11 protein-coding genes and 1 pseudogene are annotated in these 16,173 nt (G+C 61.9%); 2 read left to right on the top strand and 10 right to left on the bottom strand.

Annotated elements, in window-relative coordinates:
- Positions 1-68 precede the first annotated feature (68 nt).
- Positions 69-1,652, bottom strand: coding sequence for an aldehyde dehydrogenase (NADP(+)) (locus tag AAEZ03_RS08480; RefSeq protein WP_350577685.1), 1,584 nt, complete (start codon positions 1,650-1,652; stop codon positions 69-71).
- Between the two features lie 40 nt (positions 1,653-1,692).
- A complete protein-coding gene (gene gudD / locus AAEZ03_RS08485) occupies positions 1,693-3,042 on the bottom strand; it encodes a glucarate dehydratase (RefSeq protein ID WP_350577688.1) in 1,350 nt (449 codons plus the stop codon).
- 295 nt (positions 3,043-3,337) lie between these two features.
- Here gudD and AAEZ03_RS08490 point away from each other — a divergent pair, with 295 nt between their 5' ends.
- Both AAEZ03_RS08490 and AAEZ03_RS08495 read left to right on the top strand, forming a co-directional pair.
- Positions 3,338-3,691 (top strand): hypothetical protein, encoded by a 354-nt coding sequence (locus AAEZ03_RS08490; RefSeq protein ID WP_153434738.1) that lies wholly within the window; start codon positions 3,338-3,340, stop codon positions 3,689-3,691.
- 13 nt (positions 3,692-3,704) lie between these two features.
- A complete protein-coding gene (locus tag AAEZ03_RS08495) occupies positions 3,705-6,065 on the top strand; it encodes a DNA polymerase II (RefSeq protein WP_502947915.1) in 2,361 nt (786 codons plus the stop codon).
- Here the strand turns inward: AAEZ03_RS08495 and AAEZ03_RS08500 are convergent.
- The 8 genes and pseudogenes from AAEZ03_RS08500 to AAEZ03_RS08535 all read right to left on the bottom strand — a co-directional run bounded on the left by AAEZ03_RS08500 (position 6,062) and on the right by AAEZ03_RS08535 (position 16,168).
- Complete coding sequence (locus AAEZ03_RS08500) at positions 6,062-6,340, bottom strand: hypothetical protein (protein ID WP_048369134.1); 279 nt, start codon at positions 6,338-6,340, stop codon at positions 6,062-6,064. The genes AAEZ03_RS08495 and AAEZ03_RS08500 overlap by 4 nt on opposite strands.
- Positions 6,341-6,598: 258 nt before the next feature.
- A complete protein-coding gene (locus tag AAEZ03_RS08505) occupies positions 6,599-7,549 on the bottom strand; it encodes a bifunctional 5,10-methylenetetrahydrofolate dehydrogenase/5,10-methenyltetrahydrofolate cyclohydrolase (protein WP_502947916.1) in 951 nt (316 codons plus the stop codon).
- Between the two features lie 33 nt (positions 7,550-7,582).
- Complete coding sequence (locus AAEZ03_RS08510) at positions 7,583-9,265, bottom strand: APC family permease (protein WP_350577697.1); 1,683 nt, start codon at positions 9,263-9,265, stop codon at positions 7,583-7,585.
- Positions 9,266-9,329: 64 nt separating this feature from the next.
- Positions 9,330-11,672: pseudogene (locus tag AAEZ03_RS08515) on the bottom strand (trimethylamine N-oxide demethylase).
- A gap of 15 nt (positions 11,673-11,687) precedes the next feature.
- The gene (locus AAEZ03_RS08520) at positions 11,688-13,055 is read right to left on the bottom strand and encodes a trimethylamine monooxygenase (protein ID WP_350577700.1); all 1,368 of its coding nucleotides are present in this window, start codon (positions 13,053-13,055) and stop codon (positions 11,688-11,690) included.
- A 26-nt stretch (positions 13,056-13,081) separates the two neighbouring features.
- Positions 13,082-13,948 (bottom strand): formyltetrahydrofolate deformylase, encoded by an 867-nt coding sequence (gene purU / locus AAEZ03_RS08525; RefSeq protein ID WP_048369128.1) that lies wholly within the window; start codon positions 13,946-13,948, stop codon positions 13,082-13,084.
- 31 nt (positions 13,949-13,979) lie between these two features.
- Positions 13,980-15,110, bottom strand: a complete 1,131-nt coding sequence (locus AAEZ03_RS08530) for an aminomethyl transferase family protein (protein WP_350577704.1) — start codon at positions 15,108-15,110, stop codon at positions 13,980-13,982.
- Between the two features lie 41 nt (positions 15,111-15,151).
- A complete protein-coding gene (locus AAEZ03_RS08535; RefSeq protein WP_282364463.1) occupies positions 15,152-16,168 on the bottom strand; it encodes a heme-dependent oxidative N-demethylase family protein in 1,017 nt (338 codons plus the stop codon).
- Between the last annotated feature and the right edge of the window lie 5 nt (positions 16,169-16,173).

Genomic DNA, 16,173 nt, shown 5'->3' on the forward strand with positions numbered 1-16,173 from the left:
GAGCTTGCCTCGCGATCTTTAAAAGATCAAAAGATCGCGAGGCAAGCTCGCTCCTACAGAGTGATCTTTTAATCGATCACCCGCGCACTCCACTCGCCATTGACCAAGCGCTGCAAGCCCAGCGGGTTGCTGTTTTGCAACGCTGCGGGAAGCAGGGTGTCGGGGTAGTTCTGGTAGCACACGGGGCGCAGGAAGCGATCAATTGCCAGCGAACCCACCGACGTACCGCGAGCATCCGAGGTGGCCGGGTAAGGGCCGCCGTGGACCATGGCATCGCACACTTCGACGCCGGTCGGGTAGCCGTTGACCAGAATACGCCCGACCTTTTGTTCAAGGATCGGCACCAGCCACTGATAGTGCTGCAGGTCGCCCGGTTCGCCAGTCAGGGTGGCAGTCAGTTGCCCGCGCAAGGCCAGCAAGGCCTCTTTTAACTGCGCGTCATCAGCCACTTCGATGATCAAGGTCGCCGGGCCAAACACTTCTTCTTGCAGCAACGGGTCCTTGTCCAGCAGCAGGCTGACATCGGCCTTGAATAGTTGTGGCTGCGCTTGCGTGCCGCTCTGTGCGTGCCCCGCCAGATGGCTGATGCCCGCGTGATTGATCAACTGCTCGACGCCCTTGGCGTAATTGCGCAGGCCACCGGCATTGAGCAAGGTGTGCGGCGCCTGTTCGCTCATGTATTGGGTCAGTTGTTGCACAAACCCGGTGAACTCAGGCGAGCGCACGCCGATGACCAAGCCCGGATTGGTGCAGAACTGGCCGCCGCCCAAGGTCACCGATGCGGCCAGGTCTTTGGCGATGCTGGCCGCGCGTGCTGCCAGGGCTTGAGGCAGGAGGATGACCGGGTTGATGCTCGACATCTCGGCAAACACCGGGATCGGCTGTTCGCGCTCGGCGGCCATTTTGCTCAGGGCATTGCCGCCATGCAGCGACCCGGTAAAGCCCACGGCCTGGATAGCCGGGTGCTTGACCAGCGGCTCGCCGACGCCTGCGCCAAAAATCATGTTGAACACGCCTTTGGGCATGCCGGTTTTTTCGGCGGCGCGGATAATCGCGCAACCAACCTGATCGGCGGTCGCCATGTGCCCGCTGTGGGCCTTGAACACTACCGGGCAGCCTGCGGCAAAGGCCGCGGCGGTATCGCCACCCGCCGTTGAAAACGCCAGCGGAAAGTTGCTCGCGCCGAACACCGCAATCGGCCCTACACCAATCCGGTATTGGCGCAGATCTACGCGGGGCAGCGGCTTGCGATCCGGCAGCGGCAAGTCAATGCGTGCGCCTAAAAAGTCACCACGACGCAACACCTTGGCAAACAGGCGCATCTGCCCGCTAGTGCGGCCACGCTCCCCTTGAATGCGCCCGGCCGGCAGCGCAGTTTCGCGGCAGACCAGCGCGACAAAATCGTCACCCAACTGGTCGATTTCATCGGCGACGGCGTCGAGGAACTCGGCGCGGCGCTCGGGGCTGAGTTGGCGGAAGCTCGCAAAAGCTTCATCGGCGGCCTGGGCGGCCAGGTCGACCTCTTCGGCGGTAGCTTGATAAAAGTGATAAGGCAGGGCTTCGCCCGTGGTCGCATCAAGGCTTTGAAGGAGGGTGGTGCCTGCGGCGCTGCGGCGACCGGCGATAAAGTTGTGGCCTGTAACAGTCGACATGTGTTCAATCCTTACTTATTAGGCGTGCGTGCAGCGCGGCTCAGCGCACCAGACACGGTTTTTTGTTATCGAATTTCCAGCCGGGAATCATGTATTGCATGGCGATGCTGTCGTCCCGTGCGCCGAGGCCCATGCCTTTGTACAACTCGTGGGCCTTGGCGACGGCGTCCATGTCGATGTCGACGCCCAGGTCGGGTCTGGCCGGCACCTGGATCTCCCCGTCAATGATTTGCAGCGGGTCGCGGGTCAGGTGCTGGCCGTCCTGCCAGATCCAGTGGGTATCAATGGCGGTGATCTCGCCGGGCGCGGCAGCAGCGACCTGGGTGAACATGGCCAGCGAAATATCAAAGTGGTTGTTGGAGTGCGAGCCCCAGGTCAGGCCCCATTCGTGGCACATTTGCGCGACCCGCACCGAGCCTTGCATGGTCCAGAAATGCGGGTCGGCCAGCGGGATGTCGACCGACTGCAACTGGATCGCATGGCCCATTTCCCGCCAGTCGGTGGCGATCATGTTGGTGGCGGTCGGCAGGCCGGTGGCGCGGCGGAACTCGGCCATCACTTCGCGCCCGGAATAGCCGTTTTCGGCGCCGCACGGGTCTTCGGCATAGGCCAGCACTTTATGCTGGTCGCGGCACAGGGCGATGGCTTCCTTGAGCGACCACGCGCCGTTGGGGTCCAGGGTGATACGCGCGTTGGGGAAGCGTTCGGCCAGGGCGGTCACAGCTTCGATTTCTTCAGCGCCGCGCAGCACGCCACCCTTGAGCTTGAAGTCGTTAAAGCCATATTTGGCCTGCGCAGCTTCGGCCAGTCGCACCACGGCTTCGGGGGTCATGGCGTGTTCATTGCGCAGGCGAAACCAGTCATCGGCGCTGTCTTCACTGCGGTATCCCAGATCGGTTTGCTGGCGGTCGCCGATGTAAAACAGGTAGCCGAGCATCTTCACCGCATCCCGCTGCTGGCCTTCACCTAGCAAGGCCGCCACCGGCACCTCAAGGAACTGGCCAAGCAGATCGAGCAGGGCAGACTCCATGGCTGTCACGGCGTGAATGGTGATGCGCAGATCAAAGGTTTGCAGGCCACGGCCACCGGCATCACGGGCAGCAAAGGTGCTGCGCATAGTGTTGAGCACCCGCTGGTAGTTGCCGATGGACTGGCCGACCACCAGGCTGCGGGCGTCCTCCAGGGTTTCACGGATGCGTTCACCGCCCGGCACCTCACCCACGCCGACATTGCCACTGCTGTCCTTGAGGATCACGATGTTGCGGGTAAAGAAAGGCCCGTGGGCACCGCTGAGGTTAAGCAACATGCTGTCGTGGCCAGCCACCGGAATGACCTGGAGGCTGGTGACCACGGGCGTTTTGCTGGCGTGATGAGGGTGTTCGGCAGTCATGGCATGGTCCTTATTAGAATTAGATTCAGGGCTGGGCGAATCAAGTTGACAGACATCATATGACTTGAGTTTTCACCTCGCAATGCCTCAATCAAACCAATCAGTTATAAAAAGACCCGGAAACGGTGATTTCTATAAGCGGGTCGCCACTTTTACGTCCGGGTAAGCCCGTTGAGAAACGCACGGTTTTAAAAAGCTCTATCAAGTCATCGTATGTGTTGTGGTTTGGCTGTCAGCCAATGAATCCGTTGTACCCGCGTGCTATCGTGGGCGACTTTTTTTGAGGGGATATTCAATGCGAATGCTGATTGGCGCTGTAGGCCTGGCCTTGCTGGCGGGGTGTGTCTCACCGGCGATGAATGAAGCCCGCAACCAGGCCCCCACGCGGACCCTGATCTCTGACAAAGAGACGCCGAAGGTGGCCGAGTGCATCAAGTTCACCTGGGAAGACGAGGGTGTCTTCGGGGTGGACGCCAGTGCCTATATCGACAAAGACAAATCCGGTCGTTTGACGGTTTATACCCGTGGCGCCGAGTCGTTTGTCGACCTGCAGCCGCAGGGCACCGGCACCGCCTTGAGCTATTACGCCAAGCAGCCAAACGACAGCGCTGCGTTGCGCCGTTTGGCCATGGTTGCCACGTGTTTGTAAGGCGCGCCTCGTTGTGCTGAGACATGGCTTTGTACTGACCCGGCACTGGCGTGATACGCCGTCAGGGGTTGAAGTGGAGTTCTGGCTGGCCACCGATGAGGGGCCGCAGCACGTGCGCCTGCCGGTGCAGACGTCTGTCGCGTTTGTGCCGCAGGAGCAACGTGCCCAAGTCGAAGCGCTGGTGCAGGATGAGCGCAATATCGAGTTGCGTGAGCTGGCCCTGCGTGACTTCCACTCGCGGCCGGTGCTGGGCCTTTACAGCCAGCAGCATGGGCAATTGATCGACATCGCCCAGCGCCTGCGCCGCGCCGGGGTTGAGGTGTTCGAGGCCGATATTCGGCCACCTGAACGCTTTTTGATGGAGCGTTTTATCACCGCCCCGGTGAGTTTTAGCGGCCAGCCCCAAACGGATGGCCCGCTGCTGGATACGCGGATGAAACCGCACCCGGACTATCGGCCGCGTTTAAAACTGGTCTCGCTGGACATTGAAACCAGCGCCCAGGGCGACCTGTATTCGATTGCCCTCGAAGGTTGTGGCCAGCGCCAGGTGTACATGCTGGGCAAGGCGACGGACGCCGACACCCCGGTGGATTTCGACCTTGAGTTTTGCGCCACCCGTGGCGACCTGTTGTTGCGCCTGAACCACTGGATGGCGCTGCACGACCCCGACGCGATCATTGGCTGGAACGTTGTGCAGTTCGATATGCGCATCTTGCACGAGCATGCCCGGCGCCTGGGCATCCCGCTGCTGTTGGGGCGTGGGGGCAGCGAAATGCAGTGGCGTGAGCACGGCTCGCGCAACAATCATTATTTCGCCAGCGCGGCGGGGCGCTTGATCATCGACGGTATCGAATCGCTGCGTTCGGCGACCTGGTCGTTTACCTCGTTCAGCCTGGAAAACGTCGCGCAAACCTTGTTGGGTGAAGGCAAGGACATCAGCACCCCCTACCAGCGCATGGACGAAATCAACCGCATGTTTGCCGAGGACAAGCCCGCTCTGGCGCGCTACAACCTCAAGGACTGCGAACTGGTGACGCGCATCTTCCACAAGACCGAGCTGCTGACCTTTTTGCTGGAACGTGCCTCGGTCACCGGGCTGGAAGCTGACCGCAGCGGCGGTTCGGTGGCGGCGTTCTACCACTTGTACATGCCGCTGATGCACCGCCAGGGCTATGTTGCCCCCAACCTCGGCGATAACCCGCCGCAGGCCAGCCCCGGCGGCTTTGTCATGGAGTCGCAGCCGGGGTTGTATGAGTCCGTGCTGGTGCTGGACTACAAGAGCCTGTATCCGTCGATCATCCGCACGTTCTTGATCGACCCGCTGGGGCTGATAGAAGGGCTGCGAGAGCCTGACGATGAACACTCGGTTCCGGGCTTTCGGGGCGCGCGTTTCTCCCGTACCCGGCATTGTTTGCCCGCGATCATCGAGCAGATAGCCAATGGCCGGGAAGTGGCCAAGCGCGAGAAAAACGCACCGCTGTCACAAGCGCTGAAAATCATCATGAACTCGTTTTATGGGGTGCTGGGCTCCAGTGGCTGCCGCTTTTTCGACACCCGGCTGGCCTCGTCAATCACCCTGCGTGGCCATGAAATCATGCTCAAGACCCGCGGCCTGATCGAAGCGCAGGGTTACAGCGTGATCTACGGTGACACCGATTCGACCTTTGTCTGGCTGCGCAGCGAACACAGCGAAGCCGATGCCGCCCGCATCGGCCGTGAACTGGTGCAGCACGTCAACCAATGGTGGCAAGCCCATGTCCGCGATGAGTACGGCCTGGTCAGCGCGCTGGAACTGCAATTCGAAACGCACTACAGCCGGTTTTTGATGCCGACCATTCGCGGGGCTGAAGAGGGCAGTAAAAAGCGCTATGCCGGGCTGGTGATGCGCCCTGACGGGCAGGCAGAAATGGTCTACAAGGGCCTTGAAGCCGTGCGCAGCGACTGGTCGCCGCTGGCGCAACAGTTTCAGCAGGCGTTGTACCTGCGCATCTTCAACCGCCAGCCATATCAGGATTACGTGCGCGATTTTGTGCAGCGCACCCTGGCGGGCCAGCATGACGAATGGCTGATCTACCGCAAACGCTTGCGCCGGCCGTTGAGCGACTACGAGCGCAACGTCCCGCCGCACGTGCGCGCGGCGCGGCTGGCAGACGAATACAACGACCAGCAAGGCCGACCCCGGCAATACCAGAATGGCGGCTATATCAGCTACGTCATCACCGTAGCGGGGCCGCAGCCGCTGGAAAACCGCACCGCCGAGGTCGACTACGACCACTACCTGACCCGGCAGTTGCAGCCCGTGGCCGATGCGATTCTGGTGTTTGTCGACGATGACTTCAGCGCGCTGGTGGGCGGGCAGATGGGGTTGTTTTAAGCGTCGCTGGCGGGCGTCGCGGCCTTGGAACGGGCACGGTCTTTTGCGGCCTTGGCTTCAGCGGCCAGACTTTCCAGACAAAACTGCTCGGCGTAACTCATCAGAATCTCGGTAGTATCGCCTTTGATCGTGCGCGAACCGGCAAGAATGTAGCGCATGCGTTTTTCAGTGACACCGATGCGCTGGGCAATCCAGGCCGGGGTCTGACCGATGCGGTCCACCAGTTTATTGGCGTATTCAGTGGAATGGTTATAGCGTTCAGCGTTGGGAAACATAGAGGGTCCTGGGGCGGAAAATAAAAGCCGGACGGCAGGGTACTCCTTTTCGCCACAAACCCCTTTATTTAAACGACCGGGGTGATAAGAGGCGGCTCCCACGGGGTTGTAGTCGCTGACGAGCACCGCGAGGCTGCGATCGATTGCGCAGCGATCGCGAAACCTGTGCCCCCGAATCTGTCTGGATGAGCGCGTTGGCTGATTTACGACGACTGTGTCGCCGATCGCAGCCTTCGGCAGCGGCTACAAATGGGTGTTTCAGCCGACAGCCGGGTAGCTGATGGGGCGCTCTGCGCGTTGCAGTTCACTGGCGATCAGGGTGTTTTTCAGTAGGTAGGCAATGGTCATCGGTCCCACACCGCCCGGTACCGGAGTGATGGCGCTGGCCACGCGACTCGCGCTCTCAAAATCCACGTCGCCCACCAGTCGGGGCCCGCTGCTGGTGTCGATGCGGTTGATGCCGACATCAATCACCACAGCGCCCGGCTTGAGCCAACGGGCATCGATCATCTGCGGCCTGCCCACGGCCGCGACCACGATATCCGCCAGTCGGCACAGCGCCGCAGCATCGACGCTGCGCGAATGCACCACGCTGACGCTGCAATTGGCCTGCAACAGCAAGGTCGCCATGGGCTTGCCGACGATGTTAGAGCGACCCACCACCACGGCGTGCAGGCCGCTCAGGTCTCCGAGGGTTTCGTGCAGCAGGCGCATGCAACCGCTGGGCGTGCAGGGTGTGAGCACCTCGTCGCCTTGCACCAGCCCGCCAACGTTTTCACGATGAAACCCGTCTACGTCCTTGATCGGCGCAATGGCCTGGATCACCGCTTGTTCATTGATGTGCGCAGGTATAGGCAGTTGCACCAGAATGCCGTTCACGCCCGGGTCGGCGTTGAGGCGCTGGATCAGTTGCAGCACCTGCTGCTGGCTAACATTGTCGGGCAGGCGGTCCTCCAGCGAGCGGATGCCGACGTCTTTGGCCCGCAGCAGCTTGTTGCGCACGTAGACTTCGCTGGCCGGGTCCTGGCCGATCAGCAGGACCGCCAGCGCCGGGTAAATTTGTTGTGCGGCGAGGGCGCGGACGTCTTCGCGAACCTCGTCGAGGACCTGCGCCGACAGGGCTTTGCCGTCGATGATGCGGGCGTGTGTCTGGGCTAAAGGGTTCAATCGAATCACCGTTGTCTTGAGGTTTAAAAAGGGCTGGGGCATCAGGGACGTGCCCTGATGCCCCAGCCGTAAACGTCAGATCACCGCCAGTTGATGGCAGCCATAGACCACGAGCACACCCGCGATCAACGTGGCGTAGGGCAACCAGCCCGCGCGTTTTTGACCCGAGTCGGCCTCGATATAGAGGTCGTTGAGCATGGCTTCGGGGAAGCGCCCTTTGTCCTGGAGGTAATGGCGGAAGCAAAACACCGGCAGGATCAGCAGCGCCAGCAGCAGCCCTGTCAGCAATGTGCCCGCGCCCCAAATGTCGGCGCCCAGGCCCATGCAGGCCAGGTTGACGAAGCTCAGTACGCCACCGGCTGCCAGCAGCAGGGTGGGCGCCTTGTAGGGGCGGGCCCAGTCCGGGCGGTCCATGCGGTGGATCCAGCCGGCATTGAGGTTGAGGAAGTTAAAGATGATGTAGCTGACGTTGGACGCCGCCAGCACGAACACGTAGTCCGACATCAATAACAGCAGCAGGTTGAACCCCAGGTCGGTCCACATGGCCGCTGTCGGCGCACCATGCTCATTGGTGCGGCCAAGGTATTTGGGCAGCCAGCCGTCTACCGACGCTTGGTACAGAGTGCGCGACGAGCCCGACATGGAGGTCATGATCGCCAGCAAAGTGGCGAGCACCAGCATGATCAGCACGATGTTGGCCACCAGCTTGCCGCCACCGATGCTGTCGGCCATCACTTGGCCGACGCCCATGCCGCTGTAGATGGCAGGGGACAACAGACCGCTGTAGACCGCCGGGGTAACCACCGCACCGCTGGCATCGAGCACCGCCGGTGTCACCAGTTGGCCCAGCCCGAGGCTGCCCTGAAACGCCAGCGGGACCAGGGTGAAGACGAAGATACACAGCACGCCCGCGTAAAAAATCGCCTTGAAGGTGTCGCGTTTCGGGTCCTTGAATTCGCGGGTGTAGCACACTGCCGTTTCGAAACCGTAGGTCGACCAGGCGGCCATGAACAACCCGCCCGCCATCAGGGTCCAGCCGGACATGTTCCAGCTACCGTCGACCACTTGCCCGGCTGCATCGTGGGCCAGCGGGTAGAGCGGGAAGAAATTGGCCTGCAGGGTGTCGCCGGTAAACAGCGGAACCACACCGACCAGCAGCAGCGGAATCAGCGAAGTCATGCCCAGCACCAGGGTCAGGCGTGCCGAGCGCAGGATGCCGCCGTGCTGCACGGCAAACACCGTCAGCAGAATCAGCAGACCGATGGCGAAGGTGGCGTTGATGCGCAACGACAGCCCGCTCTTGACCCAGCCCAGATCGAGCAGGGTCAGTTGCCAGGTGTTGATCAGCGAGTCGGCCGGAAACAGCGCCGTCAGGATATAGCCTGCGGCCAGCCCCGAGCCGATGGACAGCACCGGCGACCAGGCCAGCCAGTTGCACCACACCGACACCGGGGCAATCAGCTTGCTGTAGCGCACCCAGGCCACGGCGCCATACACCGAAGCACCGCCGGATTTATGCGGGAACAATCCGGCAATTTCGGCGTAAGTGAAGGCCTGGATAAACCCGAACAGGATCGACACGATCCACACGATCCAGGCCGGTTTGCCCACCGTTACGGCAATGGCGCCGATGGTGAACAGCACCAGCGCCGGCACGCCGCTGGCGACCCAAAACGCCCCTCGCCAATCGATTTTTCGCTGCAGGCTGCCCACTGAACGGGCGGACTGCGGTACGGCCTCGAACGTAGTCGCTTCCATCTTCTTGATCCCATGTCTGTATTGCGTGGTAGTGGGGCAGGCAAAGTGGGGTGACGTTCGTCGATCAGCTACGCACCCGGCTCTTGTCCGGGTCATAGAAGATCGCTGCGCTGACCGTGGCGCTGATGCGCTTCTGCAGGCCATCGACTTTTCCAACTTCCAGCTCAGTACCGGCTTCGCTGCACGCCACATCCACCCGGCATAAAGCAATGTTGCTGCCCAGCAGCGGTGAGCGGCAGGCGCTGGTGACCACCCCGACCTGGGCCCGGCCACGGTAGACCGGGTCGCCGTGGTGTGCGCCTTCGTTGCCGCTCAGATACAGGCCCACCAGCTTGTGCGTGGGGTGGGCACTGCGGCGCAGCAGGGCGTCGCGGCCGATAAAGTCATCGGTTTTGCCTTTAAGCGGCACCGAAAAGCCGATCCCGGCTTCAAACGGATCGGTCTGATCGCTGAATTCATACCCGGCAAAAATCAGACCGGCTTCGATGCGCAGCATGTCCAGTGCTTCCAGGCCCAACGGGACGATGCCCAAGGGTTGGCCCAGCGCCCAGATCCGGTCCCAGACGCGCTCGGCATCTTCGGGCTGGCACCAGACCTCAAAGCCCAGTTCGCCGGTGTAGCCCGTGCGCGAAATCATCAGCGGGCAGCCGTCGTAACCGTCCAGGCGGCCCACCAAAAAGCGGAACCAGCCCAGGGTTTCAACACTTGGCTGGCCGGGCGGGGTCCAGACCATCTGTTGCAGCAGCTCGCGGCTGCGCGGACCTTGTACGGCGAGGTTGTGAATCTGCTCGCTGGCGGACTTGATCCAGACTTTCATGCCCAGTTTTAGTGCTTGTTCACGCAACCAGACGCCGGCGTAGTCCTCGCCGCAGATCCAGCGAAAATTGTCCTGGCCCAGCCGCAGCAGAGTGCCGTCGTCGAGCATGCCGCCGTGTTCGTGGCACATGGCCGAATACACCACCTAGCCGATTGCAAGACGCCGCACGTCGCGGGTCAGGCAGTACTGCAATAAGGCTTCGGCGTCCGGCCCGAGGATTTCGAATTTGCGCAGGGCGGTGAGGTCCATCACCGCCACCCGCTCGCGGCAGCCGAGGTATTCCTCGATGGCGCCGTAGCCGTCGTAGCGCAGTGGCAGCCACCAGTTGCGGTAGTCGACAAAACTGCTGGTGAGGGCGCGGGTACGCCCGTGGAATGCGCTTTCGCGGGTCAGGATCGGGTCGGCATCCGCCGTTGCTCGAGTGCTCATGGCGATGGAAAAACGCTCCCTTTCGCTGTAGATGCGGACATGAATGTCCGTCGGGTTCCAGCCGTTTGCCGGGTCGATGTCGTCCGGACACGACGTGCTGCCACACACCAGGTCGGTCATGGCCCGCAGCAGCACGTAATCGCCGGGGCGTGACCAGGGCTCGTCGAGGGTCAGGTGCTGGTGGGCATCGATCCCGGTGTTAAAGAAAAAATTGATCGCCGGCCAACCGGCGCGGGGTTGTACGCCATGCGCGGCGAGTACCCGGCTCAGGTTGTCGCTGCAGTTGTCGTGCCCAAAATAGCCATGGGTTTCGTAGTAGCGTGCCGCGCAGGCCAGGGCGAAGGAGTCGTGGCGGCCAACGGTGTCTTGCACCACTTCGAGCATCGGTTGCATCTGGCGGTCGAAAAATTTCGAAAACAGGCCGGGCAGCGGGTAAGCGCTGCCGTTCAGGGTGCGGGTCACGGTCTGGTCGAGGTCCAGCTCCTGGCCGCGATCCAGCGCCCTGCGGTCCAGGGCGACAAAGTCAGAGCATTGCCGGCCAGCCACATCCAGTACCTGCACATACTGGCCCTTGGCGACGGTATAGCTGTGCGCCGTGCCGGGGCGCAGGGTGAATTCGTCGACCAGTTCAGCCAACGGCTCGGGCAGCGCGGGCAGCAGCAGGGCCGAGGGATTGGCCCGGGTCACCAGCACCCGCAGTTCGCTGGGCCGGTACTGGCGGTCAACCGCGGTGGGTTCGGCGGGGGCGGCGATGAGCACCAGCCGTTCGGCCTCGGCAACCCACTGCTGCTGGTGTCCGGCCGGGCTGTCGGTGCCCCAGAGCAAGGCTGGGTGCGGCAGGTTGTTAACCTCGATGGCGCGTTTGCCCAGGGCTTGAGTGATTCGTCGGGCTTGCAGCGTGGGCTCGCTCAGCCGGGTGCGCAGGTAAGTGTTGGCAGCCGATGCGCTCAGCCCCCAATCGCTTAACGCGCTGGCACCTTGCGCAGTGAGCGCCAGCAGCTCACACGGCTGCTGGCCTTCAAGGTCGATCACTTGCAGGCTGTCACCGGGTTGCAAGGCGATCAGGGTCAGGCCGCCCGCCGCTACCCGGTAGCGCTCCAGATTGGGCGCCCGGGCAAACAGCCCGGGTTCGTGGGGCCGGGAAATGCGTGGTGCATTCATTAACAGGCTCCCGGGTCAGCCGACTGACTTGATGGTGGTGGGCGGCTCGCCCAGATACGCCGCCATGGAGTCGTCCAGCGCATGCAGCCACGGCGTGTGGTGGGGCGGCGATTGGGTGCCGGTTATCAGCGAGCGGTACGACTTGTCGCGATAACCCATGATGTTTTCGGCTTTGTCATGCTTCCAGTGCAGGAAGGTTTGATTGACCGCCGCGATGTCGAAGTTCGGGTAATCGGTGGCGTTGACCAGCTCCTGGATGTACGCGCCCTGGAATTCGAACATCTGTTGGTTGGTTTCCAAGGTTTGTTCACGGGCCTGCCATTGCTGGCTGTCGGCGACCCTCTGCGCGTGTTCGGGCAACGCAATGCGCCCCAGAATCACATCGCGGGCGTACCAGGCCTGGGCGTCGAACATGTTGAACGAGTACCACTGGTCTTGCATGCCAAGGTAGATCAGGCGCGGGTTGGGTTCCCAGAACACGCCCTTGTAAAGGTTCATCGGCCACAAGCGGTTGTCGGTCTTGAGGCTCAATTCGTCGGGCAGGAACGGGAAATGATGCTTGTAGCCGGTGCACAGAATCACCGCATCGATGTGCTTGCTGCTGCCATCGGCAAACCAGGCGCGGTTGTTTTCCAGGCGTTGCAGCTGCGGTTTTTCTTCCCAGTTGTCCGGCCAGGCATAGCCCATGGGCGCGGTGCGATAGCAACTGGTAATGCTCCGTGCCCCGTATTTGTAGCATTGCGAACCGATGTCTTCGGCTGAGTAGCTGCTGCCGACAATCAGCAGGTCCTTGCCCTTGAATTCCAGCGCTTCGCGAAAATCATGGGCGTGCAGGATGCGCCCGGCGAATTGCTCGAAGCCTTCGAAGTACGGGACCTTGGGCGTAGAAAAGTGCCCGCAGGCGTTGATCACGTAGTCGAACTGCTCGCTGGTCAATGTGTCGCTGTTGTAGTCGTGGGCCTGCACGGTAAAGCGCTGGCTGGCCTCATCGAAAGTCACTTGGCGCACCGCATTGTTGAAGCGGATGTAGTCGCGCACTCCGGCTTTTTCGACCCGGCCCTTGATGTAGTCCCACAGCACTTCACGGGGCGGGTACGAGGCGATGGGGCGACCAAAATGCTCTTCGAAGGTGTAGTCGGCGAACTCCAGGCACTCTTTCGGCCCGTTCGACCACAGGTAGCGGTACATGCTGCCGTGCACCGGCTCGCCGTTTTCATCCAGGCCGGTGCGCCAGGTGTAGTTCCACATGCCGCCCCAATCGTTTTGCTTCTCGTAACACACCAGCTCGGGGATCTCGGCGCCCTTGTCACGGGCCGACTGGAAGGCTCGAAGTTGCGCCATGCCGCAAGGGCCGGCACCGATGATTGCCACGCGTAAGGTCATGATCGTGCCTCGGGTAAAAGGGGAAATCAGCGAAAGATCACTGTCTTGTCCTGGTTGATGAACACCCGGTGTTCCAGGTGGTACTTCAGCGCTTTGGAAAGGGCCACGGTTTCGGTGTCGCGGCCGATGGCGACCAGCGAGTCGGGCAGGTGGGTGTGATCAACGCGCTGGATTTCCTGCTCGATGATCGGCCCTTCGTCGAGGTCGCTGGTCACGTAGTGGGCAGTGGCGCCGATCAACTTGACGCCACGGTCGTACGCCTGGTGATAGGGCTTGGCGCCTTTGAAACCGGGGAGGAACGAGTGATGAATGTTGATCGCCCGGCCCGACAGTTGCTGGCACAAGGTGTCAGACAGGATCTGCATGTAGCGGGCGAGCACCACCAGGTCAGTTCCGGTCTCGTCGACAATGCGCATCAGCTCGGCTTCCTGGCGGGCCTTGTTGTCTTTGCTGATAGGCAGGTAAATGAAGCGAATGCCTTCGCGCTCGGCCATGGCCCGCAGGTCCAGATGGTTGGACACCACGGCGGTGATCTGCATGTCCAGTTCGCCCTTGCGGTGGCGGTACAACAGGTCGGTCAGGCAGTGGTCGAACTTGCTCACCATCAGCAACACGCGGGTGGGCTGACTGGAGCAGAACAGTTGCCACTGCATGTCAAAACCACCGGCCAGAGCGCCCAGCCCGGCACGTAAGGCGTCTATGTCACCGGTGACGCCGTTGTTGAAACGGAACACCGCACGCATGAAAAACTGCCCGGTGAACTCGTCGTCAAACTGCGCCAGTTCACTGATGTAGCACTGCTGGCGGGCCAGGCAGTCGCTGATCGCAGCAACGATGCCGGAGGTCGCCGGGCAGTTGATCTTGAGGATGTAATGTTCGGTCGAAGTGTTCATCAAAGGCTCCGAGGGTAAAAAAATGGGCGGATCAGCCTTTGGCCGTGCGCTTGGTTTTTTGCGGGTCGTCGAAGGGCAGGGCGTGGCTGGCGGCGCTGGCATTAAGGCTGCCGCGCACCTGCAACGGCGTGCCGGGGGTAGCGCAGTCGACGCTCAGGCGGGCTATCGCCATCGAGCGTTTGCTCAGGCGCGAGTACATGGCGCAGGTGATGACCCCGACCTGTTTGTCGCCTTGCCACAGGGTGTCGCCCGCCTCGGCGGGGCGTTCGCCGTCGAGCAGCACGCCAGCGATCTTGAAGCGTTCTTTGCCGCGTAAACGAAAGTGCTCTTCGGCGCCGCGAAACTCGCGTTTGTCAGGGGAGACGGTGAAGTCCAGGCCCATCTCCCACAGCGTGTCCCCGGCCTTTTGGTCGGCGAAGGGGTACATTTGCGAGTTGTCATACGGGAAGAACATCAGTGCGCTTTCGACCCGCAGCCAGTCCAGCGCGGTGAAGGCACACGGGATGATGCCCATGCCGGCGCCGTGCTCGACAATCGCGTCCCAGATGGCCGGTGCGTCGGCGGCCTTGCAGAAGATCTCGTAGCCGCGCTCGCCGGTGTAGCCGGTCCGGGAAATCATCACCGGGCGGTCAAACAGGCGGGTTTGCAGGTGGTGGAAGTACGGCAGCTGGCGAATGCCCGGCACGTATTCCGCCAGAAAATCTACCGCCAGCGGCCCTTGCAGCGACAGGTCGTGCAGGTCGTCATCGAACAGCACCGCCACTTGCCGACCTTGCGCCGAACGCACGAGCATTTCGTAGCCGGTGCCTGCGCCGTGCACCACCATGAACGCGTTGGGCCCGGTGCGGTAAACGATGCAGTCATCGACGAACTTGCCTTCTTCGTCGAGCATCGAGGCGTACACCGACTTGCCGGGGTAGAGCTTGGCGATGTCGCGGGTGGTCGCCCATTGCAGCAGGCTCTCGGCATGCGGGCCGACGTAGTGGACTTTTTTCAGCCCCGAGACGTCCATCAAGCCTGCGCGGGTGCGGATCGCTTCATGGTAATCGGCCAGCGGGCTGGCATAGGTCCAGGCGGTGCCCATGCCGTTCCAGTCTTCGAGGTGGGAGCCGAGTGCGCGGTGACGCTCGGCCAGTGCAGAAATACGCCATGAATGTGCCATGTGAAAATCCTTGTCTGGAGGAAGGGGTCAGGAGGCAGAGGTCAACTCTGCGGATCGAATTGCGCCAGCCACTCGACCAGGGTCTGGCGGTAGCGGGTCATGCCCTTGTAGTCAGCAATCGGCTCGGGCAGGTCGCGCAGCACCCGATGCAGGCGGCAACCCCAGCCGGGCTGGGTCACCAGTTCTTGCAGGCTGATCAGGTAGGTACGAATGCTGAACATCACCGCGTTGCTGCGCGGCAGGCGCAGCATCACTTGCAGCTCGACGCGCAGGTGCACCTCCTGGCCGACGTTGTCAGCGGTGATGCGGCCGCGGTCGGCGCCCCATTCGTGAAAGGTCTCGGGTGATGAATCCAGACGCGGCTTGATCGTCAGCGTCCAGTTCAGGCGCCGAACCGGCTGGCCTGTTTGCAGGTTGAGCAGGTATTTCAGGGCCCGTTCGAAAATGCCCATTTGATGGGCCATCGGCACCGGCGAATGCCACTGTTTGAAGCTCATGCCGGCGTCAAAGGCCAGCGACCAGTCGGCCGGGCTGGTGACGATGCCCGCATCCATAAACAAGTCGTTGTCACGTTGATCGAGCAGGGCGAAGTCGCCTTGTACCTGGCGCCCGATAAACTCCAGCGGCTCGCACGGCAAGCTGCTGGCGTCCCCGAAAACAAAGTGCTGATCAATGTCCAGCAACAGGTTGCGCCAGTGCCAGCGCTCGCCGTCACGATTGAGCACGAACCACTGCGGGTAATCGGCGGCAAGGCTTTCCATCAGTAATTGCAGGGCATCCCAAGCGGCTACCTGCATGTGTGGCAGGACCAGATAACGGCGCGGGTCTTTGTCCAGCACCTGGGCGCGTTCGGCCATTTCCGAGCGGTAGTGTTCGTCGATGTCGAACGCGCAGTGATAAATCGAACCGGGGTCACGGGAGGTGGCGGGTTCGATGTTCACCGAGTACAGGTAGCTGTCTTCGGTGAACGGGAAAGGGAAGCGGCGAATGGCGGCCGGGCTATTGCGAAAGCTGAAGTCGTCGCGGTAGCTGAGCACGGGGCTTGATGGGGTGAGCATGGTCG

This window comes from Pseudomonas sp. HY2-MNA-CIBAN-0224 (genome assembly GCF_040310285.1).
GTDB lineage: Bacteria > Pseudomonadota > Gammaproteobacteria > Pseudomonadales > Pseudomonadaceae > Aquipseudomonas > Aquipseudomonas helleri.